Below are 18,745 nucleotides of genomic sequence, written 5' to 3'. Positions count from 1 at the left end.
CTCGCTCACATGGTGGGGTAAACCTAATATTTACGCAACAAGGCGCAAAAAAATCGTGATGAGAGCAGCGCAGCGCGGCGTTATTGCATAAACTTTAAAAACTTTACCAACTTACGGTTTCTTTAAGCTCGTTAGTGCGTTATTACTCACCGCACTTATTTTACACGTCATCCATCAGAACTTTTCTGTATGGTTGGCTGAGGCAACTTGGCCGGTTTTGTGTAAACACGGTGTGGTATGACGTGGTTTTTTGGAATGGATACTCGGGTGGCATTTATGACGCAATACTTCTCTTCCCTACGCAGCCTTGCTGCAGGTTCAGCACTCTTAATCCTTTTGGCGCCGACCGTACAGGCGGCGGAACAACCAACGGCCCCGCCGAGCGTTGACGCACGTGCGTGGATCTTAATGGATTACGCCAGCGGCAAAGTGCTGGCGGAAGGTAATGCCGATGAGAAACTGGATCCCGCCAGTCTGACCAAGATTATGACCAGCTATGTGGTCGGTCAGGCGCTAAAAGCCGGGAAAATTAATCTGAATGACATGGTTACCGTCGGGAAAGATGCCTGGGCGACCGGGAATCCGGCCCTGCGCGGCTCTTCGGTGATGTTCCTCAAGCCTGGCGATCAGGTTGCGGTGTCCGATCTGAACAAAGGCGTGATCATTCAGTCTGGTAATGACGCCTGTATTGCGCTCGCTGATTATGTTGCCGGCAGCCAGGAATCGTTTATCGGTTTGATGAACGGCTATGCGCAAAAACTGGGATTGACCAACACGACTTTCCAGACAGTACATGGTCTGGATGCAGCAGGGCAGTTCAGTACCGCGCGTGATATGGCATTGTTGGGTAAAGCGTTAATCCACGATGTGCCGGAAGAGTACGCCATCCATAAAGAGAAAGAGTTTACCTTTAATAAAATTCGCCAGCCTAACCGTAACCGCCTGCTGTGGAGTACCAACCTGAATGTGGATGGTATGAAAACGGGCACCACGGCGGGAGCCGGTTATAACCTGGTTGCATCCGCGACACAGGGCGATATGCGTTTGATCTCCGTGGTGCTGGGGGCAAAAACCGATCGTATTCGCTTTAATGAATCCGAAAAGTTGCTGACATGGGGTTTCCGCTTCTTTGAAACCGTTACGCCGATTAAACCGGACGCCACCTTTGTTACCAAACGAGTCTGGTTTGGCGATAAGAGTGAAGTCAATCTGGGCGCTGGGGAAGGTGGGTCTGTGACCATTCCGCGCGGTCAGCTGAAAAACCTGAAGGCGAGCTTTACCCTGACAGAGCCACAACTGACCGCGCCACTGAAGAAGGGCCAGGTTGTGGGGACAATCGACTTCCAGTTGAACGGAAAATCTATTGAACAGCGTCCGTTGATGGTGATGGAAGCGGTGGACGAGGGGGGATTCTTTAGCCGGATGTGGGACTTCGTTATGATGAAATTCCACCAGTGGTTTGGTGGCTGGTTCTCTTAATCGCTGATGCCGGATGACGATATGAAAGCACCGTCATCCGGCACAAATTTAGTACATCAATTTGATATGCTGCGCTTTGGCATACTCGACAAACGCATCATCCGGGCGGTTATCGCTGATGATGGTATCAAAGCGTTTTAATTCGCCCATCCTCGCGGGACGCACTTTCCCAAACTTGCTGTGATCAACCACCAGAACATGGTACTGCGCCATCGACATCGCCCAGTGTTTAACCGGTAATTCCTCAAGGTTAAAACAGGTTGCGCCTTTATCGATATGCACGCCGGCTGCGGAATAAAAAGCGATATCCGGGCAGACGTTATTCAGGGTTTCCTGGAAATCGAGTGGCTTGAAAATAGCATTACTGGCATGGAATTCGCCGCCACATAAAATGACGCGGCACTGTGGTTTCTCCTGTAACACCAGAAACGTATTCAGTGAATAGCAGATTGCGGTGAACGGTAATTCATTATCGATCGCTTCAATGATCCACGGCGTTGTTGTTCCGCAGTCGAAGAAAACGGTCTGATGCGCCTGGACGAGGCTGGCTGCCTGTTGCGCAGCCCGGCGTTTTTCATCAACCAGGCGGGATTTTTGATCGCTGATTAAATAGTGGCTGGCGCTACGGGGTTCCAGAACAATATAGCCCCCAAGCAGTACGACCGGGGCCGTGTTATTATTCAGATCGCGACGAATGGTCATTTCTGATACACCCAGCAGTGTCGCGGCTTCTTTAAGGTGTAATTTATCGCTGCGTTTTAGCGCCTGCAGTAATTGACCAATACGCTCGTCGCGTCGAGTTTCCATAGTTCCCCTGGAGAGTAGAATACGTGCTCAGTTTCGCGCTTAATACTACTCTCTTTACCGTGGGTTAGTCACGTACCCAGCCTTTACGAATAGGCAGGGCAAAACAGGTGCGATAGCAGGTCTGCAAACCGTGGTACAGGGTTGTGCCGAATCGTTGCCAGATCATCTGGGCGCTCAGGCATCCGATCAGACCTGCCAGTAACCCCCCCAGCATATCCAGCGGCCAGTGTACGCCGAGGTAAACACGCGACCAGGCAATCGCCACGGCGACGACCATCAACAGTGCTCCGGACCACAGGCGGTGCCAGAACAGGAAGGCCAACGCGAAGGTAAAGATAACCGTACCGTGGTCGCTCGGGAAAGAGTCATCTGCAGCATGGTGCAGGAAGTTGTAGCCGATATGATTGACGAATGGCCGGTCGTGAGGGAATAAATGTCCCATGATCCATGAAATGGTCAAGCCGACTGCCAGCGCAATCGCCATTTTTATGACCAACTGGCGCTGGATGGTCACGCGGTTTTGCGGCCCCCAAAGCCAGAGAATGATCGCCAGTAGCGGTACGATGCTAATCAGATCTTTGGCAATAAAAATGGCGAGCGAGATCGTCCATTGCGCAGAGTCCGGCGTGGCGTTAATCAGGTAAAAAAGCGAGTTGTTCAGATTTTCCAGCATAACATCCAGACTCAATGTAATCGTTAAAAAGGCCCATATTGGGGATCATAAAATTGCTTTCAGGCGATAAAAAGCGGTCTTGTCCTATTTGTCTGTTAACTGACTCTTTTTAAGACAATTAATGAGGCTTATTGAGCATGATAGCGGTCTCAACTTAAATTAACCTTAAAACAAAAAGCTATCGTGCAATTGAGTGTAAAAATGTGCGCATTTTGCTTTCAAATCACATAATTCACTATCACCAGTAAGGCGCATTTATTACACTTTGCGCGTTTTTTCATTTGTTAAGAGATTGCATGCAGAACCGTTTATCTTCAGGCGCCCGCTTGGGGCGTCAGGCATTACTTTTCCCTCTCTGTCTGGTGCTTTACGAATTCTCTACATATATCGGTAACGATATGATCCAACCCGGAATGTTGGCGGTGGTGGAGCAATATCAGGCCGGTTTAGATTGGGTTCCAACGTCCATGACCGCTTATCTGGCAGGCGGCATGTTTTTACAGTGGTTGTTAGGGCCGCTGTCGGACCGTGTTGGTCGTCGTCCGGTGATGTTAACCGGGGTGGTTTGGTTCATTGTGACCTGCCTAGCAACGCTGTTTGCACAAAATATTGAGCAATTTACTTTCCTGCGTTTTTTACAAGGGATTAGCCTGTGCTTTATTGGCGCGGTAGGTTACGCCGCAATTCAGGAGTCCTTTGAAGAAGCGGTGTGCATTAAAATCACTGCGCTAATGGCAAACGTAGCATTGATTGCACCGCTTTTGGGACCGTTGGTTGGGGCCGCCTGGGTACATGTCCTTCCGTGGGAAGGCATGTTTGTCCTGTTTGCCGCGCTGGCTGCAATTGCCTTTTTTGGCCTGCAGCGCGCGATGCCGGAAACGGCTACCCGTCTGGGCGAGAAGCTTTCTATCAAAGAGTTGGGCAAAGATTATAAGCTGGTGCTAAAGAATGTGCGTTTTGTCGCAGGCGCACTGGCATTGGGCTTTGTCAGTCTGCCATTGCTGGCGTGGATTGCGCAGTCCCCGATCATTATTATCAGTGGCGAACATCTCAGCAGCTACGAATATGGCCTGCTGCAGGTGCCGATTTTTGGTGCACTGATTGCAGGTAACCTGGTGCTGGCGCGTCTGACATCCCGCCGCACGGTGCGCTCGCTGATCATCATGGGGGGCTGGCCAATCTCCGTGGGATTGATCATTGCCGCCGCGGCCACGGTTGTTTCTTCTCATGCGTATCTGTGGATGACGGCAGGTTTAAGTTTTTATGCATTTGGCATTGGTGTGGCGAATGCCGGGTTGGTGCGCCTGACGCTGTTTGCCAGTGAAATGAGCAAAGGGACAGTTTCAGCTGCAATGGGTATGCTGCAAATGCTGATATTTACCGTTGGTATTGAGCTGAGCAAACATGCTTATCTGCTGGGTGGAAACGGCTTGTTCAGTCTGTTTAATCTGGCCAGCGGTGTGCTGTGGCTGATTCTGATGGTTATCTTTCTGAAAGATAAGCGGGTAGGGAATTCCCGGGATGGTTAAAGCCCGGTTTCCGGGCTTTGCAATCATTAGTGATGGTCATCAATCTGATGCTCAATGACCATCCCTTCACCTACGCTGGCAACATGACGCGCATACGGATGTGCGCGGTAAACAGGGGCTGGAGTGGCTGCCGGAGCAACATAAACCGTTTGCGGGGCAGTAGCGACACTGACCGCCTGCGGAACATTGACGGAAGAAGGAACAACTACTACTTTGTATCCGCTTGGTACATCAACGGTAACATTCTGTGCAAATGCTGTTCCTGCAAATCCCAGCAACACTGTTGCCATCAGTACACTTTTCTTCATAATCTGCTCACCTGAAATATTCACTGGAAGTAATAATCCAGTGGGTTAATTTGAGGCGGATTATGAATAGATCATGCCATCATTTTGTTGCCGTCTGTGCTGAGGCGTTAATGTGTAAACGGTGCTTCATTGTTTAACACGCGGTCGATAATATCCAGCACGCCCTCTTCGTTATTCGAACCCGCGCGATATTTCGCCGCCTGGATAACCGGCTCATGGGCGTTGGCCATTGCAAAACTAAATCCTGCCTGGCGCAGCATCTCGATATCATTTCCGCCATCGCCAAACACGACAACCTCATCGTTGGTAATATTCCAGCGTTGTTGCAGCAGGCGTAGGCCGTTGGCTTTATGAACACCCGGAATAATTAAATCGATACTGCCGTATCCGGTATGCACTGGTACCATAATGTCGCCAATCGCCTCATGAAGATCGGCCTGCACCTGGGGAATGCGATCGTCGGAGATATTCAGGCCAAATTTGAAGAATACATCGTTGATATTGTCGAAGTTATCGACAAATTCAAGACGGTGATAATACATGGCAGAGATGGATTTATGCTCATCGCTGTACTGCTTCAGGGTGTAGGCGCTGTTTTTACCACAGGCGATAATATCAACGTCTGCACGGGTCAGCAGATATTCTACGATGGTCTGGAAATCGTCTTTTGCCAGTTCACCGTTAAAAATATCTTCCCCTTCGCTGACCACCCAGCCACCGTTTTCCGCCACAAATGAGATTTCATTGGCCAGTTCGGGAAAAAAAGAGATCAACTGGTAATACTGATTGCCGCTGGCGACTACAAAGCGGATCCCTTGTGCTTTCATTTGACGGTACTGCGCCATAAACCGCTCGCGGTTATAGGTCTTTTGGTCACTTAAAAACGTACCGTCCATGTCTACTGCAATTAACTTGATACCCATTAGCCGTTCTCCATCACAGTGGTATTTTTGACATCCGGTTTAGCCACAGCCTTCGCTACGATGGCTGCGACAAGCACCAGCGCCAGCACAACCAACATGGCGCTGCGCAGGCCATAGTGTTCACCCAAATAGCCCAGCAGCGGCGGACCGACCAGGAATGCCAGATAGCCAGTAGTCGCAACAACGCTCACGCGGGTTGGCGCATCAGGGCCGGTATCGCTGGCGGCTGAAATGGTCAGCGGGAAGCCGAGAGAAGCCCCTAGCCCCCAAAGGATCACCGAGACACCTGCCACCCATGAGCTGTCGACAAAAATGATCAGGCTGATACCGAGCGCACCCATCAGTGCACTGGCGCGTACTACTGCCACACGGCTGTAGCGGTCGATGAACCAGCCACCGGTGAAGCGCCCGACGGTCATACCGAGCGTAAAGCCGGCATAAATCAGCGATCCGGATGTCGGGCTAAATCCATGTCCATCAACCATCAGTAATGGAAGCCAGTCGTTGGCGGAACCTTCGGCAAATGCCATTGCGAGCACCACGACGCCAATCAGCAGCAACTGCATATCGCGATAGAATGGCAACCCTTTTTCAACGGCGTGCGAACCGTCAGTAGCATTCTTACCTGTGCCGTCGGGGATAGCCTTAATAGCGATAAAAATAGGGGTAATAGCCACCATCGCCGCCAGCAGAATATGTGCTGTCGCGGGGACGCTGACGGCGGTAAGTACCATGCCAACACCTGCGCCAGCCAGCGTTCCAAGGCTGTAGAAACCATGCATCATCGGCAGAACAGTTTTGTTCATTTCACGCTCAACCGCTGCACCTTCGACGTTGATAGCCACTTCTGCCGCGCCAAAACTGGCGCCAAACACGCACAGACCAAACGCAAACAGCCAGGCGGAATGCAACCATAATGCGAGGCTGAGAATTGTCATTCCCAGAACCGCGCATGACATGGTGGCGCGGATGACGTTGCGTGTGCCAAATCGTTTCACCAGCCAGGCCGAACAAAGAATGCCACTCATCGAACCAATTGAGAGTCCAAACAGCACCGCACCCATTTCGGCGGTAGAGATGGAGAGAATATCTCTGATGGCAGGGGTACGCGTTGCCCAGGAGGCCATTAATAATCCTGGTAAAAAGAAGAACGTGAACAGCGCCCAGGTGCGACGTCTTAAGGCCTTGCGTGATGAGATGCCAGTCATGAATTCGAGCCAAAGAAAAGAGGGAAGAAGACAACATTAGCAAGGTTGTGTACATTTGTACACAAATGCAAGAAGAGGTAAGGCAGTGCGACGCGCGAACGACCCACAACGACGGGATAAAATAGTCCAGGCCACGCTGGATGCGGTTATAATCCATGGTGTTCATGGGGTTACACACCGGAAAATCGCCATGATTGCCGAGGTGCCGCTGGGCTCAATGACCTATTACTTTTCGGGAATAGATGAGCTTTTAATGGAGGCATTCGAGCGTTTTACTGACACCATGTCTGTGCAATATCAGGCATTTTTTGCCGGTGTTGAAAATGCGCCACAGGCCTGTCATGCGATTACCGATATGATCTATAGCTCTCAGGTCACAACGCCTGACAACATGGAGCTTATGTATCAGTTATATGCCTTCGCCAGCCGTAAACCGGCGCTAAAAACAGTGATGCAAAACTGGATGCTACGCAGCCAACAAACGCTTGAGCAGTGGTTCGAGCCGGTTACGGCGCGGGCGCTGGATGCATTTATTGAAGGGATGACGCTGCATTTTGTCACAGATAAAAAACCGCTCTCGCGGGAAGGTATTCTGGTGATGGTGGAGCGTATTGCCGGATTACCTCAGAGATGAAATCATCAAAATGGTTTGTCGAGGCGGGTAACGGCCTGACGTAAAAAATCAATGACTTTCATCGCCTCTGGCGTCAACGGCCGGGCGGCTTTTTTTACCGTCCCGACATCCATATAAGTAATAAAATCATCAATCGTTCTGTGCATGACGCGCAGACCATCCAGTGACCACGGGCGATACACCAGGTCGGATAAAATGGTTATTCCTCTGCCTTTTGCAACCAGGCTTCTTATTGCTTCAAAAGAGTTGCTGCGAAAACTGATATTGGGCGTATAGCCACGCTGCTGCCAGTAATCGATGATTACGTCAGGGTACTTATCGGTTTCCAGCAGTAAAAATGGTAGCTTTTCGACGTCTATTAAACGGATCGATGCCCGACTCTGTAGCGGATGCCCAATAGACGTCCACAGGCGGCGCAGTGAACGAATGAATGTTTCGATCTCAAGGTCGTTATCATGGCTGATATTTGAGGTCAGAAGCAGGCAAAAATCGACCTTTTGTTCCCGTAGCGCCTGTACCAGTTCCGGTGCAGTAGCTTCATAAAATACGATCTCCAGCAAAGGGAAACGTCGTTCAAGATCGTTGAGTATATCCGGGATGAGATAGGCTGAGAGCGTTTCGGCAATGCCTATGCGCACCGTGCCGGTGAGAATTTCACTCCTGTCATGCAGGGCGTCAACAGCCGAGTGGCTACTGTTGATGATGTTGCAGGCATGTGCCAGAAAGCGCTCGCCCTCGGCGGTGAGCTTCACGCCTTTGGGGTAACGTACAAATAGCTGCACGTCTAATGATTCTTCCAGATTCCGCATGGCAATGGTCATTGATGACTGAGAAATATGGCAGCGCGCAGCAGCTTTGGAAATTTGTAATGTTTCTGCAAGTGCGATGTAAAACTCAAGTTGCCTTAGCGTGAATTTCATAGTTTTAATCTATGCAGATGGATAAAAACGTTATATTAGCATTCATTCTCACGCCGCCGTAGCCTTGTGGTCATACCGTACAACTGACAATAAGGCGCAAATATGCCCTATCTTTTACTCAGTCTGGCTGCCTGTTTTTGGGGCGGCAACTATGTGGTCGGCCATATATTGGTTGCCGAAGTTAATCCCATCGTTTTATCAGCAGCACGCTGGGTATTTACCGCATTGCTATTGATGGCGCTTTATTTCCGACAGATCGCCATGCAGTGGCCAGCGATGAAAAAATCCTTTGGTACTATCGTCTTCCTCGCGCTTTGTGGTCAGGTTCTTTTCCCCTTAACGTTATATATCGGCCTGCAATATACAACCTCGCTCAATGCCGCGATTTATATGTCCACCACACCGGCACTCGTTCTGTTAATCAATAAGTTCTTTTTTAAAGAGCGGATTTCTGCGCGAAATATAGCAGGTGTGCTCCTGAGTACCGTTGGTGTTATCTGGCTGGTGTCGCAAGGCGGGTTGATGCACGCACAGGTATTGGAACATCTCAATCGGGGCGATGTCTGGACCATGGGGTCAGCGCTGAGTTGGGCTGTTTATTGTGCCTTTCTACGCGTTAAACCGTGTGAGGTGAAGGGAAACGCATTTGTTGCCGTGAGCGCGTTGTTAGGTGCGATTGTACTTATTCCGGTACTGGCCCTGGTGTTGATACGCAATGGTATGCCGGGCTGGAATAGCTATGCAAATACAGGCGTTATTACTGGGCTGGCATACCTTGTTATTTTTCCTTCCTGGCTGTCATATCTGTTATGGAACAAAGGGATTAGCGCCATTGGCGCAACGCGCGGAGAGATCTATTCACACTTGATTCCACTGAGTGGCGGATTATTTAGCGTGATGTTTATGCACGTCACTCTGCATTCATATCATCTGGTGAGCGCGTTGGTTATTATGTGTGGCATAGCATTGTGTTCCCGCACGAGTGCAAAAAAAAGCTCGCAGCAGCGCACGGCGTGAAAGAGCGGGTAAATTAGCTTACGGTTGCGCCCCCGGTAATATTTACCACCGTAGCGGTCATTGCTCCGGCATGGTCTGAAGCCAGAAAGGCTGTAGCCTCAGCGATTTGTGCAAGCGTAGGCAGGCGTCCGAGCATGGTGCCTTGCGCCGCGCCCGCTAACCATTGATCGACGGTTAAACCCATTGATTGCGCTTTAGCGGTGAAAATCTCCCCGGTATAGGAACCGGCCGCTACCGCGTCCACAATCGCATGTGAGCGCACGCCGACGACTCGAACATTTGCCGGTCCCAGTTCGCTGGCGAGCGCTTTAATAAAAGCCTCTGTTCCCGCACAGCCGACGATGTGCCCCAAATGCCCAGGCATTGCCATCGGGGCCGCGGGCGCGACAACGGTGAGAATGACGCCCGCTCGATTGCCGCCCATGTGCGGCGTTACGGATTTTGCGATATTGAACTGCGCCGAGAGGAAAGGAGTGATACCGCTCATAAATTCAGAGAGGGCTAATGCCTCGATGCGCTTGCCCTGTTCATGCATAAAGCCGGTCGCGTTAACCACCACATCAATTCCACCGATTCGCTGTACCAGGCGGGTAACTTGTGTTGAGGTGTCGTGCTCGTCGAGCACATCGGTGATAAACGTATCGACAGTGCCACCCGCCATTCGCAGGCGACTGGCTGCCCAATCAAGCTTTTCCTGACGGCGTGCGCCCAGGTACACATGGGCACCTTCGCGCGCCATGGTCTGCGCAACCGCACTACCAATAGCCCCGCTGCCGCCGAAGATCACCGCGACTTTGCCTGCGAGTAACATAGCAACCCCCATCACCATTTAGCACCGAGTAAAAGTATGTGCCATAACCGGCATGCTGCAAATTTGGGGAGGAATTTCGGGGGAGGAGGGAGGGAGTTAAAATCCAGGCAACAAAAAACCCATCAACCTTGAACCAAAACGGCGGGGTTGATGGGCTCCACAAATTGGGGACATCAAAGAAAAGCAGTGGCAATAGTTATGACTGACGCCTTTAAGAAAAGTTCTGCTTACCTGCAAAAAATTTTCATTAAAAGCAAAAAACAGCTCTAACCGATGCCAGGCCAGATGATGACGATGAGTGTCCCCGCCAGCGTCAACAGAACGTTAGCAATCGCGTATGTGCCCGCATAGCCTAAAGCAGGAATGTTGCTGCGCGCGGTATCGCTGATGATTTCCATTGCTGGCGCACAGGTACGCGCCCCCATCATCGCCCCGAACAGCAGGGCCCGGTTCATGCGCAATACATAAGCTCCAAACAAGAAACAGATGATCACTGGAACCAGGCTGACAATCAGACCCGAAATCAGCATCTGGCCACCCACTGCGCCGAGGCCATTACCAATGCCGCTACCTGCGCTTAAACCGACACCAGCCATAAAGACCATCAGGCCAAACTCTTTGACCATGTTCAGCGCACCTTGAGGAATGTAGCCAAACGTTGGATGGTTAGCACGCAGGAAGCCCAGCATGATCCCGGCGAACAACAGTCCAGCCGCATTTCCAATGCCAAAGCTGAAATTACTGAACTGGAAAGTGATCATCCCGATCATCAGGCCGATGATAAAGAATGCGCAGAAAGCAAGCAGATCGGTGACCTGGCTGTGAATGGAAATAAAGCCGATACGATCGGCAATGGTTTTCACACGGCGCGCATCGCCACTGACCTGTAATACATCGCCTTTATTAAGTACGACGTTGTCGTCAATGGGCATTTCGATCTGGCTGCGGATCACGCGGTTCAGGAAGCAGCCATGGTCAGTCAGCTTCAACTGGGCCAGACGACGACCTACGGCATTGTGGTTTTTCACCACAATCTCTTCGGTGACGATACGCATATCGAGCAGATCGCGATCGAACACCTCTTTACCGTTACGGAAGCTGGGGTCGAGGCGAGCATGTGCATCCGGATAGCCCACTAAGGCAATTTCATCGCCCATTTGCAGCACTGCGTCACCGTCCGGGTTGGCCAGAATACCGTTGCGGCGGATACGTTCAATATAACAACCGGTCTGGCGGTAGATGCCCAGCTCGCGCAGATTTTTCCCGTCAGCCCATGCAACCAGCTCTGGGCCTACACGGTAGGCGCGGATCACCGGTAGATAAACCTTACGGTTGGCGTCAGTGTCCAGCCCGCGCTCACGCGCAATTTGTTGGGCGCTGGTTTGCAGATCCTGATGCTGCAGTTTTGGCAGATAGCGCGCACCCACAATCAGACTGACCAACCCAATTAAATAGGTGAGGGCGTAACCCAGACTCAGGTTATCAAGGGCGGTGGATAGCTGTGTACCTTCCATCCCTGAATGGCGCAACGTATCGCCCGCGCCGACCAGAACGGGCGTAGACGTCATTGAACCAGCCAACATGCCTGCCGTCAGGCCAATATCCCAGCCAAATAGCTTACCCAGTCCCAGGGCGATCAGCAGCGCGCTACCGACCATCACCAGTGCAAGCATCAGGTAATTTTTCCCATCCCGAAAAAAAATCGAAAAAAAGTTGGGACCGGCTTCCACCCCGACACAAAAAATAAACAGCATAAAGCCAAGATTTAATGCGTCAGTGTTAATACTAAAGTGCTGCTGACCTAATAATAGGGAGACCACTAAAACGCCAATGGAATTACCGAGTTGGACTGAACCCAGGCGTAATTTACCCAGACACAGGCCCAGAGCCAGGACCACAAATAATAACAGGATGTAATTCCCATTTAACAAATCTGCGACGTTTATATTCACGGAGGCTAACTTCTTGTTTACTAGTAAGCTATTGAAAGAAATGGCAATTTACGCTAATGTTTTTGCCAGATATTAAGGGGCGACAGCATCGTACACAGCCCCAAATAATGCAGCACGACAATATATGCGGCTAGTTTAATCTCATTACGTATCAACGGCTATAAGAATCGTGTGGGTGTGTTTTTGGCATGGAATGCCGAGTAACTTTATCTGACTGGACGCCTGCGGGCGAAAAGAGTGTTCGATAGAGAAGATGTCAGGAGGAACGATTGAAACATAAGCAAAGTTGGGCGGGTGCGATCTGCTGCTTTGTGCTCTTTATTGTAGTGTGTCTTTCATTAACGCTGAATATGAAAGGCGCATTTAGAGCGGCTGGGCATCCTGAGGTCGGGTTATTGTTTTTTATACTGCCTGGCGCTGTGGCAAGCTTTTTCTCCCACCGTCGCGAGGTGCTCAAACCCCTTCTTGGTGCAATACTGGCAGCGCCGTGCTGCTTGTTACTGATGCGGTTCGTTTTTATGCCGACGCGTTCACTGTGGCAAGAGCTGGCATGGCTGTTCAGTGCAGTGTTTTGGTGTGCGCTTGGGGCATTGTGTTTTTTATTTATCAGTAGCTTATTCAACCAGCGTCAGCGGCGGAAAAAAAACTGATTACGCCCTCCAGCGGAGGGCGTAGAAACAGCTATCAGGCGAACAGATTCATATTCTCTTTTGCCCACGCTTCAAAATCCGTGCAGCCGCCGATGTGTTGTTGATCAACGAAAATCTGCGGAACGGTCTCAACTGGCTTTCCTACCGTTTTTTCCAGATCTGCTTTAGTAATACCTTCGGCATGGATATCAATGTAGCGGAAGTTAAAATCGTCATGCTCATTGCTTAATTTTTCTGCTAATTCTTTTGCGCGCACGCAATACGGGCACCCTGGGCGACCAAAAATAACGGCAAACATCTCTATCTCCTCGAACTTATCAGGCCGGATGGCGAATGTTGTTATGATGCCGCGATTTGTGACGGATGGAAAGCAGGTTCAGCCTGTTGCTTTGATATCCTTAGTCTATGCCTTCGTTTTTCAATCCGCATTTTTGTTAAACATGGGCTGTCGGAACGTTTTACACTAAGCGCCATTTATCGGGAGGCACCTATGCGCACAGTGGGCGTGTTACCCAAAAGCGTATTGATTCTGGAAATCATCGGGATGGTTTTGTTATCGCTGGCGCTGCTGTCGCTTAACGATTATCTCACCTTACCCGCACCGCTGAACGGGCCATTGGCCTGTGTGGTAATGATATTTCTGGGTGTACTGTTAATGCTTCCCGCCGCGGTGGTGTTGATGTTGCGCATTGCGCAACTGTTGGCACCGCAGCTGATGTCGCGTGCTCCCGACGCTTCTTCCCATTCAGCCAGAGAAAAAAAAGATGACGCCAACCATTGATTTACTTCGCAGCCACCGTTCCATTCGCCATTTCACCGATGAAAGTATTTCGGACGCACAGCGTGAGGCGATCATTGCTGCCGCTCAAGGGACATCAAGTTCAAGTTTTTTGCAGTGCACGACGATAATTCGTATTACCGATCAAAGTCTGCGGGAGTCCCTGGTGACCTTATCCGGCGGACAAAAACATGTCGCACAGGCCGCCGAGTTCTGGGTTTTTTGCGCCGATTTTAATCGCCATTTGCAGATTTGCCCCGATGCGCAACTGGGGCTGGCTGAGCAACTGTTGCTTGGCGTGGTTGATACGGCGATGATGGCGCAAAATGCGCTGACAGCGGCTGAATCGCTGGGACTTGGCGGTGTGTTCATTGGCGGTCTGCGCAACAATATTGAGCCGGTAACGGAATTACTGACGCTGCCGAAGCATGTTTTGCCACTGTTTGGTCTGTGTCTCGGCTGGCCTGCGGATAACCCGGACATCAAGCCCCGGCTGCCAGCAACACTGGTGGTGCATGAAAACCATTACCAGCCGCTCGATCAGGATATTTTGTCGCAATATGATGAACAGCTTGCGCAATACTATCTGACCCGTGGCAGCAACACGCGTCGCGATACCTGGAGCGATCACATTCGCCGCACCATCATTAAAGAAAGCCGTCCCTTTATCCTGGAATATTTACATAAACAGGGGTGGGCGACGCGCTAAAGCGTTTAACCCGGTGTATGATACGCCAGCTTTTACCAGGTCTTTTAGAGAGGTGCAGGGTGAAAATTGCCATTTTGTCCCGGGATGGAACGCTCTATTCTTGCAAACGCCTGCGTGAAGCAGCGATGCAACGCGGTCACCTGGTAGAAATTATCGATCCCCTTTCTTGCTATATGAACATTAGCCCGGCAGCGTCTTCTATCCATTATAAAGGCCGCCAGCTTCCCCATTTTGACGCGGTCATTCCAAGAATTGGCTCAGCTATTACCTTCTACGGTACGGCGGCATTACGTCAGTTTGAGATGCTGGGTAGCTATCCGCTGAATGAGTCAGTAGCGATTACCCGCGCACGCGATAAGCTGCGCTCGTTACAACTGTTGGCGCGACAGGGAATTGACCTGCCCATTACCGGAATAGCCCACTCGCCGGATGATACCAGCGATATGATTGATATGGTCGGCGGTGCGCCGCTGGTGGTGAAGCTGGTGGAGGGGACTCAAGGGATCGGTGTGGTATTGGCCGAAACGCGCCAGGCCGCAGAGAGCGTAGTGGATGCATTTCGTGGTCTGAATGCCCATATTCTGGTCCAGGAATATATCGAAGAGGCGAAGGGGCGAGATATTCGCTGTTTCGTTGTGGGTGATGAGGTGGTCGCGGCTATTGAGCGGCGGGCCAAAGAGGGCGATTTTCGTTCTAATTTGCATCGCGGCGGAGTTGCCACGATTGCCAATATCACGCTGCAGGAAAGGGACATTGCGCTTAAAGCTGCCCGCACGATGGGGCTTGATGTTGCTGGCGTCGATATCCTGCGTGCAGAACGCGGACCGCTGGTTATGGAGGTCAACGCCTCTCCAGGGCTGGAAGGCGTGGAGAAAACCACAGGGATAGATATTGCTGCGCGAATGATCCAGTGGATCGAGCGTCATGCTACTCCTGAATTTTGTCTTAAAATCGGCGGCTAAACGCAATATCGATAGCGATCGTGGTATGACACGGTCTTTTTGCGTAAGCTGTGCCGGTAATTTTTTCATCAATAGAGGTCGCACATTATTATGACATCACTGGTCGTTCCCACTCTGGATACGTTGCGTCAATGGCTCGACGACCTGGGCATGAGTTTTTTTGAATGTGATACCTGTCAGGCGCTGCATCTACCGCACATGCAGAACTTCGATGGCATTTTTGATGCAAAAATTGATCTGGTGGATAACGTCATTCTATTTTCCGCGATGGCGGAAGTCAGACCTTCAGCGCTGCTGCCGCTGGCCGCCGATCTATCCGCTATCAATGCCAGCTCACTGACGGTAAAAGCCTTTCTGGATATGCAGGATGATAATCTGCCAAAACTGGTGGTTTGCCAGTCTTTATCCGTGATGCCGGGTGTGACGTTTGAACAGTTTGAATGTTTTGTGCGTCAGAGCGAAGAACAGATATCGATGGTGATCCTTGAAGCGGGGGCACATCAATTGTTGTTTAATGCCGAAGAAGACGGGCAAAACGGCAATGCAGAGGTTCATTTCCTCCATTAATCGTTCCTGATTTTGGGTAGTTATAGCGCAGCCGCTGCCAGAGCGGTTGCGTATTTCACGTTTTTATTCTGCATTTAACCTTTTCTTAAAGAATTATTCACTTCGGTTCCGCCTCTTCCGCTTTACGTCATAGACAAAAACTGCATAAAAAATTGATAAAAGACGTTTTTTTATCTGGGCTATATCCTCGAATCCTGGCTAAAGTTATTCTTGCAAGGCTTGTAAACGCCACCGTTCAATTTGCCTATTATGAGCTATCTGTAGCTGTATGCATGTTGAATAAGTCAGCGGATATCAGCGAGCAATAGCGGCGGGGAGAGAGACCTCTCTTTCATTGATGCCGCATGAAATAATATGCACGTTTCTTGCATATCATTAGAGTGTGACTTTTTTGTTCGTTTGTTAACGAACTTTCAGAAGGAAAGAGATTATGACCGCCTTAAATAAAAAATGGTTATCAGGCCTGGTTGCAGGTGCTCTGATGGCCATCTCTGCCGGCACGCTCGCTGCTGAACAAAAAACACTGCATATTTATAACTGGTCTGACTATATTGCTCCGGACACGGTGGCTAATTTTGAGAAAGAGACCGGTATTAAAGTCATTTATGATGTATTTGACTCCAATGAGGTGTTGGAAGGTAAGCTCATGGCTGGCAGCACCGGTTTTGACCTCGTTGTCCCGTCAGCCAGTTTCCTCGAACGGCAACTGACCGCGGGCGTTTTCCAGCCCCTGGACAAGAGCAAACTGCCAGGCTGGAAAAACCTCGATCCTGAACTGCTGAAACTGGTGGGTAAACACGATCCAGACAATAAGTTTGCTATGCCGTATATGTGGGCAACCACCGGTATTGGCTACAACGTAGATAAAGTTAAAGCGGTGCTGGGTGCGGATGCGCCGGTTAACAGCTGGGATTTGATCCTCAAACCGGAGAATCTGGAAAAACTCAAAAGCTGCGGTGTCTCTTTCCTCGATGCGCCTGAAGAAGTGTTTGCTACTGTGCTGAACTATTTGGGTAAAGATCCAAACAGTACCAAAGCGGATGATTACACCGGGCCGGCAACCGATTTGTTGTTGAAACTGCGTCCGAATATCCGTTATTTCCACTCCTCGCAATACATTAACGATCTGGCAAATGGAGATACCTGTGTAGCGATTGGCTGGGCAGGGGATGTATGGCAGGCGGCAAACCGTGCGAAAGAAGCGAAAAATGGCGTCAATATTTCCTTCTCGATTCCCAAAGAGGGGGCGATGGCGTTCTTTGATGTGTTCGCGATGCCTGCAGATGCGAAAAACAAAGACGAAGCCTACCAGTTCCTTAATTACCTGCTGCGCCCTGATGTGATTGCGCATATTTCCGACCACGTGTTCTACGCCAATGCGAACAAAGAAGCGACGGCTCTGGTTAGCCCGGAAGTTCGTGATAACCCGGGTATTTACCCGCCTGCGGACGTGCGCGCCAAACTGTTCACACTGAAAGTACAGGATCCGAAGATCGATCGTGTACGCACCCGTGCCTGGACGAAGGTGAAAAGCGGGAAATAACCCGATGTTCGGGACATGACCCGGCGGTGCTTGTGCCTGCCGGGGATGTCGCGATCCCGAACACACAAAACCCGGCAATACGCACCAATAAGGTGCGTTATTTGCACTGTTTCTTTATTTATGCCGGAGAGCACTTGAGTGAATGATGCAACCCCACGCCCACAAGCGAAAATCCGCAAGGCGCTGACCCCGCTGCTTGAAATTCGCAACCTGACGAAGTCATTTGACGGTCAGCACGCCGTCGATGACGTCAATCTCACTATCTACAAAGGCGAAATATTTGCCCTGCTGGGTGCGTCCGGTTGTGGTAAATCAACCCTGTTGCGCATGCTGGCGGGGTTTGAACTGCCGACTACCGGGCAAATCATGCTTGATGGCGTCGATTTAGCGCATGTCCCGCCTTATCTGCGTCCAATTAATATGATGTTTCAGTCCTACGCCTTGTTTCCGCATATGACTGTCGAGCAGAACATTGCCTTTGGTCTCAAGCAGGACAAACTGCCGAAGGCTGAAATCGCCAGTCGGGTGAATGAGATGCTGGGACTCGTGCATATGCAGGAGTTCGCCAAACGTAAGCCGCATCAGCTTTCAGGCGGTCAACGTCAACGCGTGGCACTGGCCCGGAGCCTGGCCAAACGCCCTAAGCTGCTGTTACTGGATGAACCAATGGGGGCGCTGGATAAAAAACTCCGAGACCGCATGCAACTGGAGGTAGTGGATATCCTGGAACGCGTCGGTGTGACCTGCGTGATGGTGACGCACGATCAGGAAGAAGCCATGACGATGGCGGGTCGTATTGCGATCATGAATCGCGGGAAATTTGTCCAGATTGGCGAGCCGGAAGAGATCTACGAGCATCCGACCACGCGTTACAGCGCAGAGTTTATCGGTTCGGTAAACGTTTTTGAGGGACTGCTGAAAGAACGTCAGGAAGATGGTCTGGTGATTGAGTCTCCAGGACTGGTGCATCCGCTGAAAGTGGACGCCGATGCTTCTGTTGTCGATAACGTCCCGGTGTATGTTGCGCTGCGTCCGGAAAAAATCATGCTCTGCGAAGCGCCTCCGCCAGAGGGTTATAACTTCGCGGTAGGCGAAGTGGTGCACATTGCCTATCTGGGTGATTTGTCGGTGTACCACGTACGTTTGAAAAGCGGTCAGATGTTGAGCGCCCAGCTACAAAATGAGCATCGTTATCGTAAAGGGTTACCAACCTGGGGTGACGAAGTCCGTTTATGTTGGGATGCGGACAGCTGTGTGGTGTTGACGGTTTAAGGA

The 18,745-nt window shown here is 50.7% G+C and carries 20 protein-coding genes; 11 read left to right on the top strand and 9 right to left on the bottom strand.

Features of this window, described 5'->3' with window-relative positions:
- Positions 1-276 precede the first annotated feature (276 nt).
- The gene (gene dacC, locus HV041_RS12955) at positions 277-1,479 is read left to right on the top strand and encodes a serine-type D-Ala-D-Ala carboxypeptidase (RefSeq protein ID WP_121585473.1); all 1,203 of its coding nucleotides are present in this window, start codon (positions 277-279) and stop codon (positions 1,477-1,479) included.
- A 48-nt stretch (positions 1,480-1,527) separates the two neighbouring features.
- Here the strand turns inward: dacC and deoR are convergent, their stop codons facing one another.
- Entirely contained in the window at positions 1,528-2,286 is a 759-nt protein-coding gene (gene deoR, locus HV041_RS12950; protein ID WP_048212169.1) for a DNA-binding transcriptional repressor DeoR, read from the bottom strand.
- 64 nt (positions 2,287-2,350) lie between these two features.
- Positions 2,351-2,959 carry an undecaprenyl-diphosphate phosphatase gene (gene ybjG, locus HV041_RS12945; protein ID WP_048212168.1) on the bottom strand — a complete coding sequence of 203 codons (609 nt, stop codon included), beginning with the start codon at positions 2,957-2,959 and terminating at the stop codon, positions 2,351-2,353.
- A 296-nt stretch (positions 2,960-3,255) separates the two neighbouring features.
- Between ybjG and HV041_RS12940 the strand changes: the two genes are divergently transcribed.
- On the top strand, positions 3,256-4,488 hold the full coding sequence (locus HV041_RS12940) for an MFS transporter (RefSeq protein ID WP_182294226.1): 1,233 nt from the start codon (positions 3,256-3,258) through the stop codon (positions 4,486-4,488).
- 26 nt (positions 4,489-4,514) lie between these two features.
- Here HV041_RS12940 and HV041_RS12935 read toward each other — a convergent pair whose 3' ends face one another.
- The 3 genes from HV041_RS12935 to HV041_RS12925 form a co-directional block, all read right to left on the bottom strand.
- Entirely contained in the window at positions 4,515-4,796 is a 282-nt protein-coding gene (locus tag HV041_RS12935) for a hypothetical protein (protein WP_048212166.1), read from the bottom strand.
- A 107-nt stretch (positions 4,797-4,903) separates the two neighbouring features.
- Positions 4,904-5,719 carry a Cof-type HAD-IIB family hydrolase gene (locus HV041_RS12930; protein WP_048212165.1) on the bottom strand — a complete coding sequence of 272 codons (816 nt, stop codon included), beginning with the start codon at positions 5,717-5,719 and terminating at the stop codon, positions 4,904-4,906.
- Positions 5,719-6,927, bottom strand: coding sequence for an MFS transporter (locus HV041_RS12925; RefSeq protein WP_048212164.1), 1,209 nt, complete (start codon positions 6,925-6,927; stop codon positions 5,719-5,721). Before HV041_RS12925 ends, HV041_RS12930 begins: the two co-directional genes overlap by 1 nt.
- Before the next feature lie 85 nt (positions 6,928-7,012).
- On the opposite strand from HV041_RS12925, the gene HV041_RS12920 reads away from it, so the two are divergent.
- The gene (locus HV041_RS12920; protein ID WP_121584409.1) at positions 7,013-7,561 is read left to right on the top strand and encodes a TetR/AcrR family transcriptional regulator; all 549 of its coding nucleotides are present in this window, start codon (positions 7,013-7,015) and stop codon (positions 7,559-7,561) included.
- A 5-nt stretch (positions 7,562-7,566) separates the two neighbouring features.
- Here the strand turns inward: HV041_RS12920 and HV041_RS12915 are convergent, their stop codons facing one another.
- Positions 7,567-8,481, bottom strand: a complete 915-nt coding sequence (locus HV041_RS12915) for a LysR family transcriptional regulator (protein ID WP_121584410.1) — start codon at positions 8,479-8,481, stop codon at positions 7,567-7,569.
- Between the two features lie 102 nt (positions 8,482-8,583).
- Here HV041_RS12915 and HV041_RS12910 point away from each other — a divergent pair, with 102 nt between their 5' ends.
- Positions 8,584-9,498, top strand: a complete 915-nt coding sequence (locus HV041_RS12910) for a DMT family transporter (protein ID WP_121584411.1) — start codon at positions 8,584-8,586, stop codon at positions 9,496-9,498.
- 13 nt (positions 9,499-9,511) lie between these two features.
- Here HV041_RS12910 and HV041_RS12905 read toward each other — a convergent pair whose 3' ends face one another.
- Together HV041_RS12905 and HV041_RS12900 are read right to left on the bottom strand one after the other, a co-directional pair.
- On the bottom strand, positions 9,512-10,309 hold the full coding sequence (locus HV041_RS12905) for an SDR family oxidoreductase (protein WP_121584412.1): 798 nt from the start codon (positions 10,307-10,309) through the stop codon (positions 9,512-9,514).
- Between the two features lie 266 nt (positions 10,310-10,575).
- Complete coding sequence (locus HV041_RS12900; RefSeq protein WP_040233921.1) at positions 10,576-12,261, bottom strand: aspartate:alanine antiporter; 1,686 nt, start codon at positions 12,259-12,261, stop codon at positions 10,576-10,578.
- 269 nt (positions 12,262-12,530) lie between these two features.
- Here HV041_RS12900 and HV041_RS12895 point away from each other — a divergent pair, with 269 nt between their 5' ends.
- On the top strand, positions 12,531-12,911 hold the full coding sequence (locus HV041_RS12895) for an inner membrane protein YbjM (protein ID WP_040233923.1): 381 nt from the start codon (positions 12,531-12,533) through the stop codon (positions 12,909-12,911).
- 34 nt (positions 12,912-12,945) lie between these two features.
- On the opposite strand, the gene HV041_RS12890 is transcribed toward HV041_RS12895, so the two are convergent.
- The gene (locus HV041_RS12890) at positions 12,946-13,209 is read right to left on the bottom strand and encodes a GrxA family glutaredoxin (protein ID WP_005123606.1); all 264 of its coding nucleotides are present in this window, start codon (positions 13,207-13,209) and stop codon (positions 12,946-12,948) included.
- A gap of 192 nt (positions 13,210-13,401) precedes the next feature.
- Between HV041_RS12890 and HV041_RS12885 the strand changes: the two genes are divergently transcribed.
- The 6 genes from HV041_RS12885 (at position 13,402) to potG (ending at position 18,742) form a co-directional block, all read left to right on the top strand.
- Positions 13,402-13,692: a YbjC family protein gene (locus HV041_RS12885; protein ID WP_048212159.1), complete on the top strand. Its 291-nt coding sequence runs from the start codon at positions 13,402-13,404 to the stop codon at positions 13,690-13,692.
- Positions 13,676-14,398, top strand: a complete 723-nt coding sequence (gene nfsA / locus HV041_RS12880) for a nitroreductase NfsA (protein ID WP_115643653.1) — start codon at positions 13,676-13,678, stop codon at positions 14,396-14,398. Before HV041_RS12885 ends, nfsA begins: the two co-directional genes overlap by 17 nt.
- A 59-nt stretch (positions 14,399-14,457) precedes the next feature.
- Positions 14,458-15,360 (top strand): 30S ribosomal protein S6--L-glutamate ligase, encoded by a 903-nt coding sequence (rimK, locus tag HV041_RS12875; RefSeq protein WP_048212157.1) that lies wholly within the window; start codon positions 14,458-14,460, stop codon positions 15,358-15,360.
- A 90-nt stretch (positions 15,361-15,450) separates the two neighbouring features.
- Complete coding sequence (locus HV041_RS12870; RefSeq protein ID WP_005123602.1) at positions 15,451-15,927, top strand: YbjN domain-containing protein; 477 nt, start codon at positions 15,451-15,453, stop codon at positions 15,925-15,927.
- A 430-nt stretch (positions 15,928-16,357) separates the two neighbouring features.
- Positions 16,358-17,470 carry a spermidine/putrescine ABC transporter substrate-binding protein PotF gene (gene potF, locus HV041_RS12865; protein WP_048212156.1) on the top strand — a complete coding sequence of 371 codons (1,113 nt, stop codon included), beginning with the start codon at positions 16,358-16,360 and terminating at the stop codon, positions 17,468-17,470.
- A gap of 138 nt (positions 17,471-17,608) precedes the next feature.
- Complete coding sequence (gene potG / locus HV041_RS12860; RefSeq protein ID WP_003831665.1) at positions 17,609-18,742, top strand: putrescine ABC transporter ATP-binding subunit PotG; 1,134 nt, start codon at positions 17,609-17,611, stop codon at positions 18,740-18,742.
- Positions 18,743-18,745 lie beyond the last annotated feature (3 nt).

This window comes from Citrobacter sp. RHBSTW-00029 (assembly GCF_014104295.1).
In the GTDB taxonomy this organism is placed as follows: domain Bacteria; phylum Pseudomonadota; class Gammaproteobacteria; order Enterobacterales; family Enterobacteriaceae; genus Citrobacter; species Citrobacter youngae.
The sequence above is the reverse complement of the archived record's forward strand: the minus strand, read 5'-3'. Positions and strand labels throughout refer to the sequence as shown.